The following is a 24,409-nucleotide window of genomic DNA, read 5'->3' as shown; positions in this document are numbered from 1 at the left end:
TATGACTATTATACTAGTCGCTATGGGGGGATTCTTTGGAAGTATCCTTCGTTTCCACATTTCCATCAAAGCAAATAAACACCTGATAGGAACGTGGATTGCTAATAGTTTAGGATCCATTTTATTAGGATTCCTATTCCATTTACATATGGAAAATCAACTAGCAGATTGGACCTGGATGTTGCTAGGCGTTGGATTCTGCGGAGCATTCACAACCTTTTCAACCTTTGGAAACGAGACATTGCAGTTGATTTTGAATAGAAAATACAGGCAAGCATTCACCTACATCTTAAGTTCGTTACTCGTATCATTCTTTTTTGTATATATGATAATCGTTTTTCTAAGCGATGAATTTTAACTTGTGAGAAATACTACATTCCATTTCCTTCTATTGGTAGACACTCCTCTAATAATAAAATGCCTAGGAGAATATATTTTCTCCTGGGCATTTATTTGCGCTTTCGCTTGAACCACACCAATAGTGAGCGTTTATAGTATTAGCTTTTCACAATTTTTATTTTCTTAATTTGATATCCATCAATCTCCTCTATAATAAACTGGTGATCCTCAAAATTAATGATAGTTCCTCTTTCGGCATCAAGATTATGTGTGATAATCCAGCCGCCAATCGTATCTACCTCATCATCTGCCAGGTGAATACCAAATAACTCATTAACATCATCTAATAGAAATTTCCCATCTACCAAAGTAGTAGTATCATCTATTTTTTCAATCATCGGCTTTTCATTCACATCAAATTCATCGCGAATATCCCCTACGATTTCTTCTAATATATCTTCAACGGTTATCAAACCTGCTGTTCCACCATATTCATCAATAACAATTGCCATGTGAATACGCTCTTCTTGCATTTGAATTAGAACTTGTTTGATTGGTGTTGCTTCTGTTACATGAAGAATTGGTCGAATATATTCATCTAATGACTCTTTTTCCTTGTGAATGTGACCTCTGAATATCTCTTTAATATTCACCAGTCCTACTATATGATCCTTGTCTTCATCTGCCACTGGATATCGGGTAAATTGTCCTTCTTTTATTACGTCAAGATTTTCATTAAAGCTATCTTCTATAAAAAAACATATCATTTCCGTCCGAGGAATCATAATTTCTTTTGCAACTCGATCATCGAATTCAAAAATGTTAGTAACATATGTCATTTCTTCCTGATTTATTTCCCCACTTTTATAGCTTTGAGAAAGAATTAGCCTAAGTTCCTCTTCTGAGTGTGCAGCTTCATGTTCGTTTACAGGCCTGAAACCGAACAAACGAATAAAAATTCTCGCAGATCCATTTAATAGCCAGATGAAGGGGTACATTACCTTATAAAAGAATATTAATGGTCGCGATAAGAGTAATGTAATCATTTCAGCTTTTTGAATCGCAATCGTTTTAGGAGCGAGTTCCCCTATTACAACATGTAGAAATGTAATAACACCGAATGCAATAACAAACGATAGTACATCCGAAATTCCAGAGTCAAGTCCAAGATCAATAAAAATTGGATCTAAAAGATGTTTTACAGTAGGCTCCCCTAGCCAACCTAGACCTAAAGCGGTTACTGTTATCCCTAATTGACATGCAGATAAATAAGCATCTAAATTATCCACCAATTTTTTTGCATGTACTGCGCTTTTATTACCCTCCGCTATTAAGTGATCCAAACGTGTAGAACGAACCTTTACGATTGCAAATTCGGTTGCCACAAAGAACGCTGTCAAAGCAATTAAAATGACAACCAACAGTAAATTAATTATTTCCAATTATTATCCTTGCATTTAAAAATACAAGGATTTCACCTCCTGTTATCTTTAGGTATCAGCTACTTTTGATAAATTATAAGCTAAACGGAAAGACAAGTCTGTTTATATTTCCCAACTATAAAGCATATATTTACAGATAGAGTTTTTTGGACAAGGGTGGAATCTTACATGCTTAAAAAATCGGTATTTATTCTCTTTGGAAGTTTATTGATCGCACTTGGGATCAATTTATTTATTATCCCTAATCACTTACTTGATGGCGGCATAATTGGAATTGGATTAATTGCAAAATACACACTCGGGTTAAAACCAGGTTTAACAATTATCGTTTTAAGCCTACCTATCTACCTCTTTGCGTGGAAATATGATAGACCTTATTTTTATAATGGTTTACATGGGCTATTAATTAGCTCTTTCTTTATCGATTTATTTCATCCTTTATCACACATTTTTTCTAACCCAATCTTGATTTCGTCGATTGGCGGAGGTATCCTAATCGGTATAGGAATAAGTTTTATGTTAGCGACAAAATCAAGTGCAGGTGGAACAGATTTACTGGCATTAATGATTTCAAAAACGACTGCAATTAATGTCGGCATATTAATTTTTATTATTGATGTAATTGTTATCTTTTTGGGGTGGCTTCTCATTCCAAATGCGCATATCTTTTACTCTGGGATTATGATAGTTGTAGTTGGCATTACAACATCAGTGGCCACCTCAATTACTAAGCCCAATTCATAAGAAAAATACAGTTAAAGGGAGTCCTTTAACTGTATGCAATGATTAATTTTTTTGTTTAGTTTTATGCGGAAGTTGTTCAACCTTAAGCATCCTTACAAACGATATGAGCATTAGTATCAGTATTACGGTAAAAGGTAATGCAGATACGAGCGATGCAGTTTGTAGTGCACTTAATCCACCCGCTATTATTAACACTACTGCAATGGCGGTAATTAATATACCCCAAATTATCTTACCTGTTAGACCAGGATTAAGACTTCCTCTTGATGTCATGCTCCCTAATATATATGTCGCTGAATCGGCTGACGTAACTAAGAAAGTAAAGATTAGAAATATGGCCAATACAGACATAATATCTGTTAATGGTAAACCACCAAATGTCTGAAATAGCGCTACTGCTAAATCTTTATTAACCGCTTCAGCAATAGCAGTACCATTATTTAAATCACTAAATAAAGCCGTCCCACCAAATGCGGCAATCCATAAACACGCGATCGCGGGAGGAACAATTAAGACACCAAATACAAATTCTCTGATACTTCTACCTTTTGATACACGAGCTACAAATGCACCAACGAAGGGTGACCAAGCAATTGCCCATGCCCAATAGAAAATAGTCCATTCACGAACCCACGTTCCACCAGTATAAGGTGATAGACGTAAACTATATTGCACAAAGTTTGTAAAATAATCACCTAAACCCAGTACAAAGGTATTCAATATAAATACGGTTGGTCCAGTAAAAAACACAAAAACTAGTAGTAATAGACAAAGTCCCAAGTTTAAATTGCTTAAATACTTAATTCCTTTGTTGAGGCCCGTGCTGGAAGAAAGTAAATAGGTCAACAACATCACACCAGCTATGCTAATTTGTACCCACAATGAATCAGGTACACCAAATACTGTTTTCAACCCACCAGTCATTTGCAAAATACCTAACCCCAATGAGGTTGCGACACCCATAACTGTTGCAATAACAGCTAATGAATCAATTGTAGTTGCAACACTTTTATTCTTACCTATCACAGGTTTAATGGACGTCGAGATTAACCCTTTTTTGCTCTTCTTAAATTGCAGAAAAGCAATCACAAGCCCTACAATTGCAAATACTGACCACTGGCTAACGCCCCAGTGGAAAAAGGCATACCCCATTGCCACTCTCGCAGCTTCCTCCGTTTGCCCTTCTAATCCCGGAAACGGTGTCGCAAAAAAATGGCTCATAGGCTCTGCAACACCCCAGAATACCAATCCTGCACCAAATCCAGCAGAAAATAGCATTCCAATCCAGGTGAAAAACGGATACTCAGGTCTGGAATTTGCTGGGCCAAGTCTAATTTTCCCATATTTCGTAATGGATATCCCGAATAAAAATAAAACAAAAATGAATACTGCTAACAGATAAAACCATCCAAAATTAATAGTTGTAAATCCAAATAACGCTTCAGCCCCAACCTTAAAGTTTTCAGGCCAGATTGCACCAAATATCACTAAAAAAGTAACAATGATTACTGAAATAAAAAATACGGGGTTTTTGTATGTATGTTTTTCCATAACAAGTCCTTTCCATAGCGTAGATTTGTTTTCATATTAACTATTTTCCAAATAAAGGATTAACATATTCAGTATAACCGTTATGAACCTGACTTAAACCTAATGTTTGGAACTGAGGCCACTGAAAAAGTGGTGGGTTTAAAAATTTAACTTTTCACTTTAACTTAGTATCTCGAATATACGGAGACTCCTGCGGGAAGTAAGAGATCGGCTAGACCCCGCAGGACGGCAGTCCGAGGAGGCTCGCCACTCGCCCGCGGAAAGCGTAGTATATTCGAGGATGCGATGGTAGAATCTCATATTTTGTATTACATTTAACCTTTTCAGCGGCCTCTTTGGAACTAACCTTTGGAACTAACCTTTATTTTTTTACGATCATATCTGAACAAGGCTAAAACTACTAAATAAGAATAAAAAAGAGAACATCGTAATTTCTGATGCTCTCTAAATTTACTTATTCTTTTGTAAACATACCTTCTGAAATAAACTCGTCTACCTCTTTACGATTGGAAGGCTTTTCTCGTTCATGAAACTTTTCTTCTAACAATTCCTTTTCACCTTTATAGCCAAGTGCGATAATAGCTTGAATTGCATAATTATCTGGAACTTGCAATACTTCTCTTGCCTTGTCTCTATCGAAACCACCCATGCCATGTGTGGCTAATCCTTTACGAGTTGCTTCTAACGCCAGGTAACCCCAAGCAGCTCCGGTATCAAAGGCATGTGTTACGTTATCCCCAAATCGTTCTGAATCCATTTTTGAAGTAATAGCTATTAGTACAGGTGCGTTTTTACACCATTCCACATTATTATCGAAAATAAAGGAATGAAATTTTGCGCGATCTTGATCATTACGCGCCACTACAAAATGCCATGGTTGCATGTTTGCTGCGGAAGGTGCCCATCGTGCAGCTTCAAATATTCCGTGAAGTAGATTTTCTGGTACCTCTTTATTTTGAAATGATCGTGGTGACCATCTTTGCAAATAAATTGGGTCAATATCATGTGTAGCAGTGCGAACTTCTTTTACATTATTCATAAAAAGTAACTCCTTTTTCATATCATTGTTATAGATTGAATTGCTATGAATTATTATACAGTAATCACTTACTAAAAGAAACCATTTTACTTTTAGTAATGAACGAAAAACTTACCTATCCTGTAGTAACTGGTTTTAGTGGTTTCAACAACTAACTATTTGGGAATAATAAAAATGACCTACCTCATTTAAAGAGATAGGTCAGAATCATTATTTATCTTACGCGACGAACATGTCCAGCAAATTTGCTATCCCAATAACCACTAGTCATGTCTGCAACTGCTAAACCAGTTGAGTTTTGTGCGCCAATAAACTTGCCTCCACCCACGTAAATTCCTATATGACCATTGGTTTTATACGTGTTAAAGAATACTAAATCTCCAGGTTGTATATCACTATATGAAACTTTCTGACCAACATTTTGGAGTGCTGACGTACTTGATGGAAGTGAGATTCCACCTTGTCTAAATGCCCAAGCTATAAATCCAGAACAATCAAACCCACTTGGACTTTCACCATTCCATACATATGGCGTACCAAGATGTGGATATCCAGCATTTATTGCAGTAGCTATTCCACCACCTGGAGCTTTAGCAACTGAAGTACTTGATTTAGCTTCTTGCTTTTTAGTATCATTTGAACTTTTACTAGTAGTAGACTTTTCATCGCTATTGCTATTAGATGAAGCATCCGAACTTTCACTACCAAGTGTAGCTAAATTACTAGAATCATCATCGTTAGAAGAAACTGTCTCTGTTTCCTCTTCAGCTGCAGCAGTTGCACGTTCACGCTCTATGTTTTTTTGTGCAATATTTTGATTAACTTCCGCTTCAATTACTGCTAATGAACTATCTTTTATTTCTAACTCATCTTTCATAACTTCTAGATCTTGTTTTTTGTTCTTCAACTCATCTTTTGCTTCACCGTTTTGTTCTTTTTGGACTAAAATTGTTTCTTCCATACCTTCAAGTTCCACTTTGATATCTTGCAGAGCTGTCAATTTTCCCTCAACTTTTTCTTGTTTATCTTCTACTTCATTTTTAGCTTTTTCCTGTTCTTTCATTAACTCAGCGTCCGCATTTGTAATTTTGTTAACTGCTGTTACGCGGCTAATTAATTCTCCAAAACTTTTGGAGCCAAAAATTACATCCATATACCCGATGTCCCCGCCACTTTTTTGATAGGATACAATCCGTTCCTTCAAAATCTCATATCTTGCTTCAATTTCTTTTTCTAAATCCTTAATCTCATCTTCTAATGCTTTTATTCCCGCTTTTTTATCTTCAATTTCACTTTTTGTTTCATTCATTTTTTCTTGGTTTTGCTTTAATGCATGATCTACTTGTTCTATCTTTTTATTAAGTTTCTTTAAATCTACCATAACTTCTACTATTTTTGATTCTGCTTCTGATAGATTCGCTTGAACAGCCGAGCGTTTACTTTGTATTTCGGACTGCTTGTTTTGTAAATCCACTGTCGCTTCTGCTTGAACTGTATTATTTACGAACATGCTCCCTAAACCAACTACAGCTACAGTAGTTAGAGTGATTATTGATTTTTTCAATTAATACTCCCCGCTTCCCCTAGATAACACCATATGATTCTGTCTATTTCTCTCTATGTATTTCATTATGTAAGGTGCTCTATAATTTTAAATTATGTAATCTATTATTATTTTCTTAGGCAATTAGTAGTATATCATTCAAAAATGACATGAATGTAATAGAAATATTACAATTACATTTCAAATATGATGAAATCCGCTCTTATATTACATATTTTGTAAAAATTATGGGGTATAAAGAGGGGTAATTTAATCAATATTGTAATTTGGAGCTAGATTTAGACGGTACATATGCCAAAAAGCTTACCCATCTTTTGAAATAGGTAAGCTTTTTCTTAATCAAACCATCCTTTTTTCCGGAACCATAGGTACATTCCAATGGAAATACTAAGCATAATGACCCAAATGACAAAATACCCATATTTCTCATCGAGTTCTGGCATAAATGTGAAGTTCATACCATAAATGCCTACAATAAATGTTAAGGGCATGAATATTACAGAAATAATAGTAAGTACTTGCATCGTTCGATTGGTCTGATGTGCGTTTAACGACAAGTAACTATCTCTAATGTCCTGTGTCAATTCCCGATTTGATGCAATCATATCTGCTACTTTTATTAAATGGTCATGTATATCCGCGAAATATTCCTTTCGTTCTTGAACTCCTTCTAAATGATGTGAATTCAAAATACGGTACAACAAATCTCGCATCGGATGTACCATTTGACGAAGTGTTAATAGTTCACCACGCCGATCGAATAAATGCTCCAATAAATTTTCCATCGACAATTTTTTTGTATTATCCTCAATCTCATTAATATGATCTTCAATTGCATAAACGATAGGGAAATATTCATCTACAACAAAATCTAACAATTGATAGAAAACGTAATATTCATCAAATGAATCGTTGTTATTTTTTCTTTTGAACAAACTTTTCACTGATTCCGTATAGGATGACTTCTGTTTATGATAGGTAACAATAAAGTTATCGCCTATAAAAATATTTATTTCTTTCTTTGCTAATGATTGCTTTTCTAACGAATGAATAACAAAAAATGTATGGTCCTCATAATAATCAAGCTTTGGACGTTGTAGATCATGGATACAATCCTCAACCGCTAAAGGGTGAAACTGAAAATAGATCTCTAGAAGCTTTGTTTCATTTTCAGTCGGTTCCTCAAAGTCAACCCAGTACCAGTCATATGTATTGTTATTAAGATCGTCAAGCGTAATTTCTTCAACGTGCTCTATATTTTGTTTTTGTGCCAGTATCGTAATCATCGACTCATACTCTCTAAAATAGTTTATACGTTTCTTTTACCCTATTCTTCATATTTTTACTCCACGCTTTTTTTGAAATACTGATGAAAAGGTAAAGTGGCTGATGAACCGTGATAAGTCTCCCAATGAATCAAGAAAAGATGCTGATTAAACCACCTAATAACAACTAGAAAACAGGACCTGCTAATACAAGCCCTGTTTAGAGTAGTTTATCTCGTAAATTGTTCCGTTTCTGTTGAACCTTTTAAGGCTATAGTAGATGATGTACCACCTGAAATAACCTGCGCTACTTCATCAAAGTAACCTGTTCCAACTTCACGTTGATGGCGTGTTGCGCTATACCCATGTTTTTCACTTGCAAATTCAGCTTGTTGTAATTCTGAATAGGCTGCCATGCCCTCGTCCTTATACCTCCGAGCGAGTTCAAACATACTATGGTTCAGGGCATGAAATCCTGCTAGTGTAACAAACTGGAACTTGTATCCCATTTCACTCAACTCATCCTGATAGCTTGCAATTTCCTCGTCAGAAAGTTTACCTTTCCAATTAAATGACGGAGAACAATTATACGCCAATAACTGATTTGGATACTTTTCATGAATTGCATCAGCAAATTGTTGTGCTTCCTTTATATTTGGTTCAGATGTTTCACACCAAATTAAATCTGCATATGGCGCATATGCTAAGCCACGAGCAATTGCCTGGTCAATTCCTGCTTTTGTTTTGAAAAATCCTTCTGGTGTACGTTCCCCTGTTATAAACTTACCATCTTGTGGGTCAAAATCACTTGTGATTAAATCTGCTGCATTTGCATCTGTTCGTGCGATGACAAGTGTTGGTGTTCCCATTACATCCGCCGCAAATCGGGCAGCAATCAAGTTTCTAACCGCTGTTTGGGTTGGTAATAATACTTTCCCGCCAAGGTGGCCACACTTTTTTTCTGAAGATAATTGATCTTCAAAATGCACGGCTGCTGCACCTGATTCTATCATTGATTTCATTAACTCAAATACATTTAATTGGCCACCGAATCCAGCCTCAGCATCCGCAATAATAGGGGCAAACCAGTCCGTTTCTGTATTTCCTTCAGCAAAGTGTATTTGATCAGCACGTTGTAGTGCTTGATTAATCCGCTTCACAACTTGTGGAACACTATTAACTGGATAAAGACTCTGATCAGGATACATCTGACCTGCCATATTTGCATCTGCGGCAACTTGCCAACCGCTTAAGTAAATTGCCTTAAGTCCTGCCTTCACTTGTTGAACAGCTTGATTTCCTGTTAAAGCACCAAGTGCGTTAACATACTCATCCTCTTTGTTTATTAGATTCCACAGTTTTTCTGAACCTTTCCTAGCTAGCGTGTGCTCGATATCAATTGAACCCCGAAGCCTAATAACTTCTTCTGCTGTATATGGCCGCTCAACTCCTACCCACCGTAAATCATTTTCCCATTCTTCTTTTAAATTACTTTCACGATTTTGCTCCATTATTTTTTCCCCCTTAAATTAATAGATATACCGGAATAGTTAAAAACTCGGTAAACGTTTCTTCTTAGTACTCCATTATCATCAATCTTTTTGAGCAAAGTAACCATAGAAAACCCCCATTATTGTTGTAACACAATTATTTTATAATAATCGTGTTATGGTACAGAGTTAATAAAAAAAATTACTCCTCCTTCTTTGATAGACAATATTCACACTCTAGCATATAATTTTTTTCATCAATCTTTTCCCCACATTGTTGACATTTTATGTTTTTCATATCATCCCTCCTTATATATAACAGTTAAGTTTTTTACTTGTTGTTATAAAACAGTCTATGTGATTAATTCCAAAAATGCAACCCTTTTTTCAAAAAAATTAAAAAGTTCAAATCGATATTCGATCTGAACTTTTTACTATTTCACTAAATCATGCTTAAACGCATAAATGACTGCCTGGGTACGATCTTGAACCTCAAGTTTGCCTAGTATATTACTGACATGTACTTTTACTGTTTTCAACGCGATGAATAATAAATCAGCAATTTCTTGATTTGTTTTTCCTTGTGCTATTAACAGTAGAATTTCCATTTCTCTACTGGTCAGTTGTTCATGTAGTTGATCCACTGGTTTAGTTCGCATTCGGTTCATTATTTTGCCAGTTACCTCTGGCTCTAGAATAGACTGTCCGCCAAAAGTGGAGCGTATTGCTTTAGCAATTTCACTTGCTTTTGACGTTTTTAACATATAGCTAGTTGCTCCTGCTTCAAGAGCCGGATAGACCTTTTCATCATCGAGAAAGCTTGTAACAATAATAACCTTTGCTTCTGGCCATTGTTCAATTATTTGTTTTGTCGCTTCAATACCGTCCATTTCCTTCATAACAAGATCCATTAAAATGACATCAGGTCTCAAATCCAGCGCCATTTCAACTGCCTCACCACCATCATCCGCTTCTGCCACCACCTCAATATCAGCTTGTGATGATAAATACGATGTAACCCCAATTCTAACCATTTCATGATCATCCGCAAATAACACTTTAATCATTGTTTTCCCCTTCTTTTTTTAAGCGTGGAATTTTTACTTCTACTCGTGTTCCCTCATTTGGTAAACTGATGATTTTACAGGTTCCACCAACTTCACTCGCTCTTTCTGTCATATTTTGCACTCCATATGAACTCGTTCGCACCTTTTCGACATCAAATCCTATACCATTATCCACTATTCGTAAAATAACTGTATCATCTCGTTCAATTAATAATGCTTCCAAAGTCGTGGCTTTAGCATGCCGTAATGTATTGGATACGGACTCTTGTAGAATTCGAAATAACTGATCTTCAATTCCTTTTTCAACGGTGAATTGTTCTATTTTCCAGACAATCTCCATTGGAACCTTTTGTCTTAATTCAAGCAGTAATTCTTCAGCGCCTTCTTGTAGCGATTTACCTTTTAATGCAACAGGTCTGAGATGAAGTAATAAAGCTCTCATTTCTAATTGGGATTGATGGATCATCTTTTCCACCATCCGAAGCTGTTGCTTACCTGTCTCAATATCTGGTGAATCACTTTCATTGATTGCTGACATCATCATGGATGCTGCAAATAATTGTTGACTAACAGAATCGTGTAATTCTCTCGCCAGGCGATTTCTTTCCTGCACAACTACTTCCTGGAGACTTTTTTCCCGTTCATTTGCTCGTTCTGTCACCATTCGCTGGGAATGTTCCGCTTGTAGCCTGAATTTTTCTTGAACCTGTTCCATCCGTTGTTGAATTGTGTTTAATTCTTTATGAGGTTCGTCTTCCGTTGTTAATCTTTGACCTTTCACTAATTCGTCTAACTGCCTGTCAATTCGATGGAGTCGTTGCCGCCAATACAATCCTGTTGATACGCCTATTATAAACCCAGCAACAACGGGGATAATAAAAACCAGCAATAAATAAGGAACATTCGCAATTTCCTGATTTATAAGTAATGACCAACTATCTAAAGGGAAGGTAATCAGTGTTACACCAATCACCATAAATGATATAAATACACTGAATAAAACCGCTGTGATAACGTGACGCATCATTATATTCATATCCGCTTCACCTCGATGTCTCCAGATAGTAAAGACGTAATAATTTTGACTCGAGGATAAGTAGATTCATACTTCTCTGTTCTATATAACAGGGATTGATTCATTAATTTCTGGTGATGTAATCCGAAAATATGCGCTCGACCAAATACCGAACTATGATGTATGCTAACTTCTACTTCATACGGAATATAAATTGCAATATTACCAACAAGATGACGAATTGAGATAACAGCCGTTTCATCTTGTAAAACGGTATTGCTTAGGTCTATGTTTCTGTCACCAAAAACTCCATGTATATTGATATCGTGCCATTGATACGCTTGGTCAGCCGTTTCTTGGTCTCCAAATACTTTATGATTAAATAAGGCTTTCGTTTTGATGATTGTTTCTTGACTACCATCCTCTTGTGAGGTAATACTAGGCTGAATATAATTAGGTTCTTTTTTAGACTTAGAATAATTGACAATGAATAACAGGATACCTGCTAGAACAAGAAATCGAATAGCTATCATATTAAAAATAGCAAACGCAAGACCAATAATCCCGATCCAGAAGAAAACTTTCCCCCATAGTCTATAAAATCTTTTCCAACCTACATATATAAATAAACCAAAAAACAAGGCAGATATGATCATGCCTCCGCCAAAAAAAGTTATTTCTATAATAAAGAGGATCACCCCAATAATTAATATCCAGTTTAATGTATCTGTTGATAATCGCTGAAACATATGGTGACCCCCTTTTGTTTATGTAATAAAAAGACGCAGCGTACTGCGCCTGCTTTAGTATATCATTTTTTCATCAAAAGCTGCATATGCAAAATCTTAGTTTGTGTCAGCTGTTTCCTTTGTGTTCATTTCTTTTTCAAGCTTCTCGATCCTACTGTCAAACGTGTTTCGATAGTAAGAACTATTCACTTTAAACTCTAGGTCTTCAATATAGCGCTCCATTTCGGTAAATCGAGCTATTGGTTTATCTGAAGAATCCTGTACAACACGATTTATTTGATGATTGGCATGTGCTACATTTTCACGTCCCATTAACTCCATACGGCGTAAATGCATGTCCTTTAGTTTGTATTTCATTTCTTCGTACTTTTGTTCTAACATCTCTAGTTGCTCAACAGACTCTCCGCGAGAAGCTTTTAATCTATTCGCTCTTGATTGATATTCCTCGTGTTCTTTCATTGCAAATTCACGCATTTCATTTTCGTTTGCTTTTTCTGCAATATTAGCTTGCTTTAAACGTTTATCAGCAAGATCCTGTGCTTTATGATATTCTCTAGTGAATTCATCTTTCAATCGATATTGACGTTCTACAAGCTTTCTCACTTTTTCCTTTTCTTGCTCACTTTGACGTAGATATTGATTTAATGCAGCTATCGGATTCTTTTGTTCTTTTTGATCCATCATATTGTGAAGATCTGCTGAAATCGAGTCCTTCATTCGTGTAAATACGTTTGTCATATTACTTCTCTCCTCATTTTAAATTATTTAATTCCGCCCATTGTCTCTCAAAATTTTTAAACGGATCATCTTCTACCACTGTTTGTTCGTGTGATTCATGCTTATCGCTTTTCCAATTCTTGATAATTAAGTACAACGCGACTGCTGCAGCAACACCAATCACAGCATAGATGTTAGAAAGCCCGATACTAATCACAACAAGGCCTGCAATAACCCAACCGATTTTTCCAACTGTTGAATCGCTTTTGATAAATTGCTTAAAGATGACATAAAGCAACCAGACGCTAACACCTAGTAAAATTATTGGTCCGAGCATCGAAAGTAGAATCAATAAAGCAACCAAACCTCCAATAAACAACATAAACTTCTTCATTTGTTCCGCCTCCTTCCTTCTATCTTATATTCATCATACCGATTATTTGAATTTCGTATAATGAGCCTTAGCCATATCTTTTACTAAGACCTGAGACGTACTTTTCATATAGACGAGAGTGAAATTTGGACAATAAAAAATAGGCGCAGATTCTCAATACGGAATCCACACCTATTTTCATTTAAGATTTCATTGTTCTAACATATGTTGAAAATATTGATACGTATTAACTTGATCGTGAGCAGAAACATGTGGAACGAATGTCCAACCTTTTTCTTGAATGAATGCTGCATACTTTTCTTGCACCGCTAGTTGTTGCAAGGCCATTTCAACATGTGCATTTCTTACATTCTGATCTTTCATCATTAAAGCAGAGAAATAATTTTCATTCGACATACATTTAGCGGTGGTATGTGCCTCTAAGGCAATCCATTGATTATTTACATTAGAACCTTGCTCTTTCATACCTTTATGATTATTAGTCCTCAAGTAATCGTTTAAATCTGGAACTTCAATATAGCCGCTATCATCTGGATTTATAAAAGCCAACATTATCCTGACATGTGCACGCATCATATTGGTTTGCAAAATGATTATATCTTTCAAAACGGTGTTTGTTACGTTAGCTTGATATACTTCTAATTTATTAATTACTCCTTTGTGTGCGGATAAATGTTCCGCCATTATTCCTAAGTCTACAGCCGGTAAAGTAGTCATAAAGAAACCTCCCTTTATTGAGGATAGGTATTATCACAATACTTTATGAAAGTAGCCTAAAAATGTTCAAACAAAAAAAGGAGATAGCCCACCTTTATAGTGCTTGTTCAAAAAGTTGGCAAATATAAGAAACAAGAAGTTCAAGGCACGAAGATTTTGAGGACCGGACTTGCACGTGTTGTGCTGACTTCTACGTTGCCCACAGGACGTGGGCGATTTTAGTAGAAGTTCCTCTATGCTTTTAATACGTGAGGACCGGAAAAACTTTGCAACGAAGAAATTCGCCGTTTATCATTTGGTGACTTTTTGAACCTCCTCTTATACTAATGTTAATTAGCTTCTATTATTTGTCATTTATCGCTTCGACAGTTACGAATAGACCTTTATAATAGTAATCCACTTGATTTATAGCTATCTCAGTCTGTCCCAATAATCTCAAGGTATCACGATTTAAATGACATCCATCACAAGCTTTCCTCCATAATGGCGTCAGTATATCTTGCATTTTCGCTAAGGGTTGATGATTCATTCTGACATGCTCAAAAAGTAGAATTTTAGCCCCAGGTTTACTAACTCGTTGGATTTCTTCAAATGCTTTAACAGGATCTGGAATCGTACAAAAAACTAGTGTTGCTACCACGGAATCAAAAGTATTATCGTCAAACGGAAGCTTTTCCGCTTCAGCTGAAAATATTCTAATTTGGGTATGAGACCTACTTATATATTTTAAAGTTAGCTCCCTCATAATAGGATTTGGCTCAATCGCATCCACCTGATCAACATTCCTATAATAGGGAAAGTTCACACCAGAACCTGAACCGATTTCTAATACCCTTCCAACAGCTTTGTTTATAAGCATTGTTCTAATTTTTTTAAATCTGGATCGCTCAAGAGGTTTCATTGCTATACCGTAAACCCACGGAAACCATTTCCCCATCCTATATTCACCTCTAATTCACCTCTTAAATCTTGAAACTGACTTTAATTAGTGTAACATCAATTTAACTTCTATTCTTGCTACTATAATAATGAAAATGTAGTTCTTGTTGGTTCACTATTAGGTAATGTTCAATAGCTAGTGCTATTGTGGCTTTAAAATGAAGTCGAGATGTTTGTATAAAAGATGCGATGTTTATAAACGCTACCGCAATCAGTTAATTGAATAAGAAATGGCCCCATAAAATGATGGTAATATGTTGAGCTATTGAAACAAATATAACGGATATACGTATTACTAACTATAATTGCAAACAGGAGGCTAATCAATGTTTACTATTGCGGAAGAATTATTATTGCTTGCTATGGATGATGAGAAAGGGACTGTTGTTTTTTCAGCTTCTGAATCCTTAAATTATGGACTAGCAGGGGCTGTTCTTGCAGAATTGACAATATTGGAACGTATTGAACTTGATGATAAAAAGGTTGTCGTGATTAATGAAGAGGAAACCGGGGTAATGTTTCTTGATAGTGTATTAACCGAAATAAAACAATCTAATAAAAGTAGGAAGGTTGATGATTGGGTTAATCGTATTAATTACAAAATGGGGCAAATGAGGAATGACATGATACAGTTGCTCGTGGAAAAGGGTGTATTAAAAGAAGAAGAAAAAAAGATATTATGGTTTTTTAATCAAAATACTTATCCAGCTAATCAAGAAATACCTGAACAAGAAATTCGAAACAGAGTTCATGCAAGTCTATTTGGAGACGAAAAGCCAAATGCAAGAACTGCTATGCTATTAAGTTTGATTAAATCATGTAATCTTGTCGATGAAGTGTTTTCTAAAGATAAAAAGAAAGAAGCAACAAGACTCATGGATAAGATTATTAAAAATCACGATTACGGTAAGGCTGTGAATGCTTCAATTGACGAAATGCAAACAGCTGTAATCGTTGCATGTACAACGGTTGTCATGGTTAGTACAATTAATACTAATTGATGAAGCATAAGGGATATAGGGTTAATCAACGAAGTATACTACAAATCGATGTGCAAACAATGAAACGTTGATAATAAAAAAGGCTTTGGAGGATTCCATATAATGCCCTTGGTTTTACGTTGCTGAAGAAATTCCCTTTTAGAAATCTTGGCTTATCGCCAAGTATTAATGGCGAAAGCCTTAGTTGCACTTATGCAGTAAGATCTAAATCCTTTTTTCATTACGTAATACAGGGTATGAATAATAGTAATCAGAAAATAATAGAACAAATAGTGAATGAGAAAAGGAGAACAAACTAATGACATATATTTTATTAATTGTTGGATTTGCATTGTTGATAAAGGGAGCCGACCTCTTTGTTGACGGATCTTCCAATATTGCGAGACTACTCCGGATTCCGGCTATTTTGATCGGGTTAACAATTGTGGCTTTTGGAACAAGTTCGCCGGAAGCAACTGTCAGTATTATTGCAGCACTGGAAGGAAGTGCTCATGTTTCACTGGGTAACGTAGTTGGGAGCAATATTTTTAACATTACCCTCGTTGTAGGGGTAGCTGCTTTTTTATATCCTTTGAAGGTTGAAAATGAAACTATTAGAAAAGAAATCCCATTTACCTTACTCGCAAGTGCAGCATTGCTTATTCTTATGAGTGACATTGCATTGCAAGGGTTCAGTAGCAATCTACTTACACGCAGTGATGGAATCATCTTTTTATTGTTCTTAGCCATCTTTATGTATTATGTGATTGAGATTGGCCTAAAAAGCCGGAAAAATACAGAGGAGGAACAAGCGCCTAAGGACATCAAATGGGGGAAAAATATATTAATTACCATATTAGGGCTTGCTGGAATTATATTTGGAGGGAATTTGGTAGTAGATAACGGTACAGAAATTGCTTACTCTCTTGGTATGAGTGAAACATTGGTGGGGCTAACGATTATTGCAATTGGAACATCCCTTCCAGAACTGGTAACATCTATTTCTGCAGCATTGAAAAAAGAAAGTGAAATCGCACTGGGAAATATTGTGGGGAGCAATATTTTCAACATTTTATTTGTCCTTGGAATCTCGGCTACAATTTCTCCATTAGCGGTGGACAATAAAGTATTTATTGATGTCGGGATTATGATTGCACTGACTGCTGTATTATTGATTTTCTCAAGAACCAGCTTCAGGGTTGGAAAGCGGGAAGGATTGGTGCTTGCCGCCGCCTATATTATTTATTTAGTGTATATTATATTACGAAATTAATAAAAAGTCGTTCATCCTTTTGTAGGCATAGATGGTTCAAGAGACATCACCGAATACAGTTCATGAACAGGACATCCATGCCAAGTTGTAGAATAATTGGTACTAAGCAATTGGGTAGAGATATAACAGCCCTTTACTACCTATCTTCGTAAATAGGTGTTGAAAGGGCTGCACTTATTCTACATTTATTCAGCTGATACTTCACTTCCTGTCACCCATTTATGATTTGTTACCTTATCTCCACCGGTAGTTGGCACATAATCAATCATATATACAGTCGTTTGTTTGGCTGTATCAATTGTAGCATTTGCACCGTTCATACCTTTCATATGGGATGCATTTATGGTAACTTCAGTACCTGGTTCTAGTGGCTCTTCACCAACATCAGCAATTTCTTCATGGATAACCCATTTATGATTTTCTACTCTTTCTCCACCAGTTGTCGGAGTGTACGAAACCGCATATGCAGTCGTATCGTAGGCGCCCACAATTGTTGCTTCGGCACCTTGCATGCCCTTCATGTGATCTGTTTTAAGAACAACTTGACTTCCAACTTCAAACTTTGGATCTTCCGCAACCTCTAAATCATCAGGAACTTCACCTGAGCTTGAATGGTCCATATCTTCGTGGGAATCAGAATCCATATTCATATTCTCATCATTTTCCTTTTGACCCGTTTCTTCCTGGCTCGTTTCTTCATTATCGTTACCACATGCAGCTAGCATTAATGTGGCAACAATCACTAAAATACCTATTAAAAATTTTTTACTTTTCATGTTTATCCTCCTCGAGATTTTTCTTTTATTGCTTTTCATACTTAAACAAACGCGCATTGATCGCAACAACTACTGTACTTAGTGACATAAGCAGTGCACCAATCGCAGGACTTAACACAATTCCTATTGGGAACAATATTCCAGCAGCTAATGGGATAGCAATAATATTATATCCTGCTGCCCACCATAAATTTTGAATCATTTTTCGATACGTAGCTTTTGATAGATCTAAAATATTAACCACATCTTTAGGATTGCTTTCAACTAGAACAATATCCGCGGTTTCCATGGCTACATCCGTTCCAGCTCCGATTGCAATTCCGAGGTCTGCATTTGCTAAAGCTGGCGCATCATTTACGCCATCACCTGTCATCGCGACCCGTTTACCTTCCCTCTGGACCTTCTTCACAAAATCTGCCTTTTCGTCAGGAAGAACTTCAGCCGTAATAGCGTCGAGATTTAATTGTTTACCAACCCATTGTGCAACTTTTTGGCTGTCACCAGTTAACATCATTGATTCAACATTCATTGATTTAAGCTGAGCAATCGCTTCCTTGGAACTTTCCTTTATTTGATCGGCTAACGCAACAAAACCTTCCAGTTTATCGTTGATTAAAAGAAACGATATCGTCTTTCCTTCCTCGCTTATCGGTTGAAATTCAGATTCATCAAAATCAATTTGTTCATCCTTTAAGTATCCAGGACTAACTACCTTGACGTTTTTATTATCTACTTCACCTTGTATACCCTTACCAGTTAACGATTCAAACTCATTAGGTTGTGGATACTCAATATTTTGCTCTTTTGCATAGTTGACTATTCCTTTAGCAATTGGATGTTCTGATTGTGATTCAAGTGAAGCTGTGAATTTCACAATTTCTTCTTTAGTTAAGTCACCACTAGAAACAACATCACTTACACCAAATTCACCCAATGTCAGCGTTCCTGTCTTATCAAATATGACAGTGTCTATATTCCTCGCTTCTTCAAAACTCGACCGCTTTCGAATAAGTAATCCACTTTTTGCGGCTAGGGTTGTTGATTTCGCAACAACTAATGGTGCTGCGAGTCCAAGTGCATGGGGACAAGCAATTACCATAACAGTTACTGTCCGTTCTAACGCATAACTAAACGACGGCCCTACCAAAATCCAGATGATAAATGTAACTAAACCTGCAGCCATCGCTATATAAAATAACCACTTTGCCATGCGATCCGAAAGGTCTTGTGTATGAGATCTTGAATCCTGTGCTTCGCGGACCATTGTGATTACTTGCGATAAATAGCTTTCCTCACCGGTTTTCTCAATGGAAATGGTTAGTGACCCTTCCCCATTGACGGATCCACCAATTACCTCTTGGTCTGTTTCTTTTAAAACAGGAAGCGACTCCCCTGTCAACATCGATTCATCTATCTCTGATCGACCTTTTTTAATATTCCCGTCTGCAGGTATTTTTTCACCCGGTTTAATCAATACCAAATCACCGTTTTTCAATTCCGTCACTTTTACTTCTTCTGTTTCTTCGTTTTCATTAATCCGATGAGCGGTGTTTGGCATCAGTTCTACTAATTTCTCGAGTGATGAGGTAGCACTCATTACTGATTTCATTTCAATCCAATGGCCAATCAACATAATGTCGATTAGAGTGGCTAACTCCCAGAAGAAGTTACGTCCTTCGACACCAAATACGGTCAACGAACTGTATCCGTAAGCCACAATTATTGCCATAGCGATTAATGTCATCATGCCCGGTTCCTTTTGTTTAACCTCATCAATCATTCCTTTAAGGAACGGCCATCCACCATGAAAAAATACAATGGTCGATAATCCAAATAAGATATATAAATCACCCGTAAACCGTAAGTCTACATTTAATGCATCTTGAATCATTGGTGATAATACAAGAATTGGAATGGTTAAAATTAATGAGATATAAAACCGTTTCTTAAAATCTTCCATCATATGCGCGTGATGATCATGGTGGCTGTGATGTTCGTCATGATCATGGTTATGTTGGTGATCATGGTTTTCATTGCTCTGATTCCTATTTTCACTCATTTTCGATACCTCCTCTATTCATTACTATATACCCTATACGGGTATGAAGTAAACCAGTATGATTTTATTTGTTGATTTTCATCTAGTATAAACTAAAGATATATAAATAATGCCCCAACTATTTAGTCGGGGCATTACTTCCTTTTTATGAGTTACTGATTAAAAATAAATTAAATAAAGCACTGCTACTAATACAATTCGATAGATAGCGAATGGTATTAACTTGATCCGGTCGATAATCCTCAAGAAAAACTTAATCGTTATTAGAGCAAACAAGAATGCACTAATAAATCCAACAATGAAAAACGGCAAAACATCCATCGTAAAGTACTGCCAGTTACTCAAAAGCGATACACCACTTGCCCCTGCCATAATCGGGACTGCCATAATAAAGGTAAAGTCTGCAGCCGCCCTGTGACTCATTCCTGTTAATACACCACCAGACATCGTCGCACCTGAACGGGAAAATCCTGGCCATAAAGAGAGGCATTGTACTAAGCCCACTGTAAGTGCTTGTCTATATGTTATTTGATCGACTGTGGTGACTCGTGGTTTTTTTGGTGCAAACAGATCAGCAAAAATCATAAGTACGGAACCAATTAACAGTCCAATTAACACCGTTTCAATCGTAAATAAATTTTCGTCAATATAGTCATCAAATAAAAGACCTAGGATTCCAGCAGGGATCAACCCTACAATTACCTGGGTTAATTTTAAGCGACCTTCTCCATTTGATGCTTCTGGAGTTTTTTTGCCTAACCCTAATAAATCAATGAATCGATTTCTAAATACAACAACAACCGCTAAGATGGAGCCTAGTTGAATAACGACTTTAAATGTGTTAGCCACATCATCGGACCCTAAGACCTCTTTTGATTTCAACCATAAGTCATCAACAATAACCATATGGCCGGTAGATGATACAGGAGCGAATTCTGTGAGCCCCTCAACCATTCCTAGAATAATAGCTTTTACTAATTCAATGATCTCCATGTAATTTTAACTCCTTAATTCTTCTTTTTCTTGTTTAACCTTCTTACGTATAACAAAAGTAATAATACCAATCCTGTTGCAATTATGATATAGGCTACTGTGGAATAAACATGCATAAATTTCAATATATCTCCCCATGATTCTCCTAGAGCAGCACCTAACATCACTAGAACAATATTCCATATAAGTGTTCCAATTGTTGTAAACAATAAGAACAACCAAAATTTCATATTGGACATGCCGGCTGGAATTGATATTAAACTTCTTATAAGTGGAATCATTCTACAGAATAAGACAGTCCAGTAACCGTACTTATCGAACCAGGCGTCTGCTTTGTAAATATCTTCTTTTTTGATTCGAATAATGTGACCCCATCGACCTATAATTTTTTCCAAACGCTCCACATCTACCAAAAGTCCAATTCCGTATAAAATGATTGCCCCGATAACAGAGCCTGCGGTTGCAGCTAAAATCACTCCTACTACAGTCCTGTTTGTAGAAGTGGTTAAAAACCCACCGAACGGAAGGATAATTTCAGATGGTATTGGTGGAAATACGTTTTCAAGTGCCATCATTAAGAATATACCAATGTAGCCAAATTGCTCCATAAAATCCGTGATCCAGTTTTCCATGTTTCCACTCCTGTTAATGCTCTCTAATTAATTTCCTACTATTAGTAAATACTTGTCCCTAAACTAAAATAACATCAATTTTTTATTATATACTAGATCAGTTAAAAAATGGGAAAATGATATAAATATTTAATAAAAAATTAATCTAAGTGCTCTTTTAAGTCAACTAAAAACGAGCTAATCTATTGGAACTAGAATAACTTGTTCACTTTTTCCATAACACTTTTAATTTCTTCCCGTGTCACATCAAAATGAGTGGTAAATCGTACCGTGTTTGGTCCAAAAGAGACCCCTAAAATACCTTCCTGCTTAAGTTTGATCAAAAATTCCTTTGAAGATAAACCAGCTTCTTTTGTATTCACCAAGATGATATTCGTGTCGACATTATTTTCAATGGAAAGTCCCTTTATTTCTTGTAGGCCTGAAGCTAAGAATTTGGCATTTTCATGATCCTCTACCAACCGGTCCACCATCGTTTTTAATGCTACTATACCTGGGGCTGCAATTATTCCAGCTTGTCTTAATCCCCCACCTAGCCGTTTACGCCATTTTCTTGCCTTTTTAATAAAATCCTCAGATCCTGCAATAATTGAACCGACTGGTGCACCTAGTCCTTTTGAAAGACAAAACTGCACGGTGTCTGTTTGTGCTGCATAGGTTTTTACATCCACCTCAGAAGCAACAGCAGCGTTAAATAGCCTTGCACCATCTAAGTGAACAGGGATATTATTTTCTTGTGCAATTCTATGAATCTCTTTCATATTTTCAAGCGAAACAATTGCACCACCTGCACGGTTGTGGGTATTCTCTAAACAGATAAGTCCTGTTTCAGGCAAATGAATATCATCTTCACGAATCGCCGCTTTGACCAATTCCGGATCCATTGCACCACGTGTACCGTTAATTGTCCTTGGTTGAACACCAGCAAAGGCAGAAATAGAAGCTCCTTCATAATAAAAAATATGCGATTCCGCTTCTAAAATAATTTCTTGACCAGACTGACAATGTGTTAACACTGCAATTTGGTTTCCCTGTGTTCCACTTGGTACAAATAATGCAGCTTCTTTTCCTAATTTGTTTGCTGCCAATTCCTCTAGCTCTTTAAGCGTAGGATCCTCATTGTATACGTCATCCCCAACCACCGCATCAAAAGCAGCCTGTCTCATTTCTGGTGTTGGTTTTGTTACTGTATCACTTCTTAAATCAATCATCAAAATTCCTCCATCCTAACTAATTTGAAAGTATTTCCTTAGCAATTAACTCATATGATTTTAATTTAGCTTTGGTGCTATGGGTTATCGTCACAATCATAAGCTCATTTACATCATATGTTTTTTGTATTTCCTCAAGTTGCAGTTTTACTTCCTTTGGGTTTCCGATAATCATTTTATTCTTTGCTTTTTTGATTAATGCAAGGTCATCAGCAGTATACGAATAATTTTTTGCTTCTTCAACAGTTGGAATACCAATATCCTCACCCTTTGCTCGTTTCACACTCCACAATTGACCACTCAAGGCAAGTTTTTCTGCTTCCTCTGTTGTCTCAGCACAAATCACCGAAATCGTTACAATTACTTTTGGTTTTCTTAATTCGTATTTTTTGGAGAAACCATTAACATATTTCCTTACAATGGATGGTCCATCCTGATTACTCATGAAATGACCAAACGTGTATGCCATACCTTTTTGAGCTGCTAAGACGGCACTCTTTTCACTCGTCCCTAAAAGCCAAGGATTAGGTGAAGATTTCGGTACTGGTGAAGGCCTAATTTTTGCATACATATGATCTTTTGGAAAATCGTCGTTTAAAAAACGCAATAAATCATCAAGCATATCAGGCATTTTGCGGACATTTTCAAGGAAATTATCGGAGAGTGCCATAGTGACTTCGGCAGATCCCCCAGGTGCTCGTCCAATACCTAAATCAACACGCCTAGGATATAATGTAGCTAACAGATTATAGGTTTCAGCTACTCTAAAGGGTTTATAGTGAGGCAATAGGACTGCTCCAGAACCAATTCGAATGCTAGTTGTTTTTGCTCCGATAATTCCAAGCATCACATCAGGGGAAGGACAAGCTAAGCCTGATAAGTCGTGATGCTCAGCCATCCAATACCGGGTATACCCCAATCTATCACCAATCCTAGCTAGTTCGGTTGAAGCATGTAGAGCATCCTGTGCAGTCATTCCCGCTGATATTGGTGCTTGATCTAATATGCTAAGTTGCATCGTATTACCTACTTCCATTATTATCATCACACTTTAATTATATGAACCATCAAACAAATAAGTTAGAAAACTTGGCATTCGCCAAGCCTTTGGGCGAATGCCTTAGTTGCACCTATACAGAAAGAATTATGGATATACTTTCTTTACTGCCAAAAAAGACCTGCCAATAAAACGGAAAGTCTTTTAATGTGTAACTTTTGTAATCTATGTACTTATTCTTATGTTGGTCTAAAGCGTATTATTATCGACTAATTTACCCCTTTTATTTTGGACAAACTGTAAATAAATTTCCTGATTCCTAAACTTCTGATTCTCGCTAATAAATTCTCTAACTTCAACTGATGTGAGCCCAATAAATTTGGCAGTTTTAAGAAGATCTATCCACTCTTCATCAAGACTATTCCCCAATTTTCCCTTCATCGAACACTTAATAAT

General features: G+C 36.4%; 23 protein-coding genes. 4 read left to right on the top strand and 19 right to left on the bottom strand.

The genetic code is table 11. The features are described from left to right. The first annotated feature begins 1 nt into the window (after window position 1). Window positions 2-358 carry a fluoride efflux transporter CrcB gene (gene crcB, locus CFK40_RS07225; protein ID WP_089531670.1) on the top strand — a complete coding sequence of 119 codons (357 nt, stop codon included), beginning with the start codon at window positions 2-4 and terminating at the stop codon, window positions 356-358. A gap of 139 nt (window positions 359-497) precedes the next feature. On the opposite strand, the gene CFK40_RS07220 is transcribed toward crcB, so the two are convergent. Beyond that, window positions 498-1,781, bottom strand: coding sequence for a hemolysin family protein (locus tag CFK40_RS07220; protein ID WP_089531669.1), 1,284 nt, complete (start codon window positions 1,779-1,781; stop codon window positions 498-500). 168 nt (window positions 1,782-1,949) lie between these two features. Here CFK40_RS07220 and CFK40_RS07215 point away from each other — a divergent pair, with 168 nt between their 5' ends. Then, window positions 1,950-2,525: a YitT family protein gene (locus tag CFK40_RS07215; protein ID WP_089531668.1), complete on the top strand. Its 576-nt coding sequence runs from the start codon at window positions 1,950-1,952 to the stop codon at window positions 2,523-2,525. A gap of 42 nt (window positions 2,526-2,567) precedes the next feature. Here CFK40_RS07215 and CFK40_RS07210 read toward each other — a convergent pair whose 3' ends face one another. The 12 genes from CFK40_RS07210 to CFK40_RS07155 form a co-directional block, all read right to left on the bottom strand. Next, window positions 2,568-4,076 (bottom strand): BCCT family transporter, encoded by a 1,509-nt coding sequence (locus tag CFK40_RS07210; RefSeq protein ID WP_089531667.1) that lies wholly within the window; start codon window positions 4,074-4,076, stop codon window positions 2,568-2,570. Window positions 4,077-4,530: 454 nt separating this feature from the next. Beyond that, window positions 4,531-5,115 (bottom strand): nitroreductase family protein, encoded by a 585-nt coding sequence (locus CFK40_RS07205; RefSeq protein WP_089531666.1) that lies wholly within the window; start codon window positions 5,113-5,115, stop codon window positions 4,531-4,533. A gap of 214 nt (window positions 5,116-5,329) precedes the next feature. Further along, window positions 5,330-6,679 (bottom strand): C40 family peptidase, encoded by a 1,350-nt coding sequence (locus CFK40_RS07200; protein ID WP_227001889.1) that lies wholly within the window; start codon window positions 6,677-6,679, stop codon window positions 5,330-5,332. Window positions 6,680-7,014: 335 nt separating this feature from the next. Beyond that, on the bottom strand, window positions 7,015-7,965 hold the full coding sequence (gene corA / locus CFK40_RS07195) for a magnesium/cobalt transporter CorA (protein WP_089531665.1): 951 nt from the start codon (window positions 7,963-7,965) through the stop codon (window positions 7,015-7,017). Window positions 7,966-8,174: 209 nt separating this feature from the next. Continuing rightward, entirely contained in the window at window positions 8,175-9,455 is a 1,281-nt protein-coding gene (gene aceA / locus CFK40_RS07190; protein ID WP_089531664.1) for an isocitrate lyase, read from the bottom strand. A gap of 413 nt (window positions 9,456-9,868) precedes the next feature. Next, the gene (locus tag CFK40_RS07185; protein ID WP_089531663.1) at window positions 9,869-10,501 is read right to left on the bottom strand and encodes a response regulator transcription factor; all 633 of its coding nucleotides are present in this window, start codon (window positions 10,499-10,501) and stop codon (window positions 9,869-9,871) included. Continuing rightward, window positions 10,494-11,537: a sensor histidine kinase gene (locus CFK40_RS07180; RefSeq protein WP_089531662.1), complete on the bottom strand. Its 1,044-nt coding sequence runs from the start codon at window positions 11,535-11,537 to the stop codon at window positions 10,494-10,496. Before CFK40_RS07180 ends, CFK40_RS07185 begins: the two co-directional genes overlap by 8 nt. Then, window positions 11,534-12,265, bottom strand: a complete 732-nt coding sequence (liaF, locus tag CFK40_RS07175; protein ID WP_089531661.1) for a cell wall-active antibiotics response protein LiaF — start codon at window positions 12,263-12,265, stop codon at window positions 11,534-11,536. Before liaF ends, CFK40_RS07180 begins: the two co-directional genes overlap by 4 nt. A gap of 96 nt (window positions 12,266-12,361) precedes the next feature. Then, window positions 12,362-13,003 carry a PspA/IM30 family protein gene (locus tag CFK40_RS07170; protein ID WP_089531660.1) on the bottom strand — a complete coding sequence of 214 codons (642 nt, stop codon included), beginning with the start codon at window positions 13,001-13,003 and terminating at the stop codon, window positions 12,362-12,364. A gap of 13 nt (window positions 13,004-13,016) precedes the next feature. Then, window positions 13,017-13,376 carry a lmo0954 family membrane protein gene (locus CFK40_RS07165; RefSeq protein WP_089531659.1) on the bottom strand — a complete coding sequence of 120 codons (360 nt, stop codon included), beginning with the start codon at window positions 13,374-13,376 and terminating at the stop codon, window positions 13,017-13,019. Window positions 13,377-13,565: 189 nt separating this feature from the next. Continuing rightward, a complete protein-coding gene (locus CFK40_RS07160) occupies window positions 13,566-14,093 on the bottom strand; it encodes a hypothetical protein (protein ID WP_089531658.1) in 528 nt (175 codons plus the stop codon). Between the two features lie 343 nt (window positions 14,094-14,436). Continuing rightward, entirely contained in the window at window positions 14,437-15,030 is a 594-nt protein-coding gene (locus tag CFK40_RS07155) for a class I SAM-dependent methyltransferase (protein WP_089531657.1), read from the bottom strand. 328 nt (window positions 15,031-15,358) lie between these two features. Between CFK40_RS07155 and CFK40_RS07150 the strand changes: the two genes are divergently transcribed. Both CFK40_RS07150 and CFK40_RS07145 read left to right on the top strand, forming a co-directional pair. After that, window positions 15,359-16,033: a GOLPH3/VPS74 family protein gene (locus tag CFK40_RS07150; RefSeq protein ID WP_089531656.1), complete on the top strand. Its 675-nt coding sequence runs from the start codon at window positions 15,359-15,361 to the stop codon at window positions 16,031-16,033. Window positions 16,034-16,331: 298 nt separating this feature from the next. Then, on the top strand, window positions 16,332-17,285 hold the full coding sequence (locus tag CFK40_RS07145) for a calcium/sodium antiporter (protein WP_089531655.1): 954 nt from the start codon (window positions 16,332-16,334) through the stop codon (window positions 17,283-17,285). Between the two features lie 185 nt (window positions 17,286-17,470). Here CFK40_RS07145 and CFK40_RS07140 read toward each other — a convergent pair whose 3' ends face one another. The 6 genes from CFK40_RS07140 to CFK40_RS07115 all read right to left on the bottom strand — a co-directional run bounded on the left by CFK40_RS07140 (window position 17,471) and on the right by CFK40_RS07115 (window position 23,974). After that, window positions 17,471-18,061 carry a YdhK family protein gene (locus CFK40_RS07140; RefSeq protein ID WP_089531654.1) on the bottom strand — a complete coding sequence of 197 codons (591 nt, stop codon included), beginning with the start codon at window positions 18,059-18,061 and terminating at the stop codon, window positions 17,471-17,473. Window positions 18,062-18,086: 25 nt separating this feature from the next. Further along, complete coding sequence (locus CFK40_RS07135) at window positions 18,087-20,120, bottom strand: heavy metal translocating P-type ATPase (RefSeq protein WP_089531653.1); 2,034 nt, start codon at window positions 20,118-20,120, stop codon at window positions 18,087-18,089. 159 nt (window positions 20,121-20,279) lie between these two features. Beyond that, on the bottom strand, window positions 20,280-21,113 hold the full coding sequence (locus CFK40_RS07130) for an undecaprenyl-diphosphate phosphatase (RefSeq protein ID WP_089531652.1): 834 nt from the start codon (window positions 21,111-21,113) through the stop codon (window positions 20,280-20,282). A 14-nt stretch (window positions 21,114-21,127) separates the two neighbouring features. Continuing rightward, entirely contained in the window at window positions 21,128-21,745 is a 618-nt protein-coding gene (locus CFK40_RS07125; protein ID WP_089531651.1) for a DedA family protein, read from the bottom strand. Window positions 21,746-21,936: 191 nt separating this feature from the next. Next, window positions 21,937-22,956, bottom strand: coding sequence for a low-specificity L-threonine aldolase (ltaE, locus tag CFK40_RS07120; protein WP_089531650.1), 1,020 nt, complete (start codon window positions 22,954-22,956; stop codon window positions 21,937-21,939). Window positions 22,957-22,975: 19 nt separating this feature from the next. After that, on the bottom strand, window positions 22,976-23,974 hold the full coding sequence (locus CFK40_RS07115) for an LLM class flavin-dependent oxidoreductase (protein ID WP_089534317.1): 999 nt from the start codon (window positions 23,972-23,974) through the stop codon (window positions 22,976-22,978). Between the last annotated feature and the right edge of the window lie 435 nt (window positions 23,975-24,409).

Origin of the sequence: Virgibacillus necropolis (assembly GCF_002224365.1) — a bacterium.
In the GTDB taxonomy this organism is placed as follows: domain Bacteria; phylum Bacillota; class Bacilli; order Bacillales; family Amphibacillaceae; genus Virgibacillus_F; species Virgibacillus_F necropolis.
The sequence above is the reverse complement of the archived record's forward strand: the minus strand, read 5'-3'. Positions and strand labels throughout refer to the sequence as shown.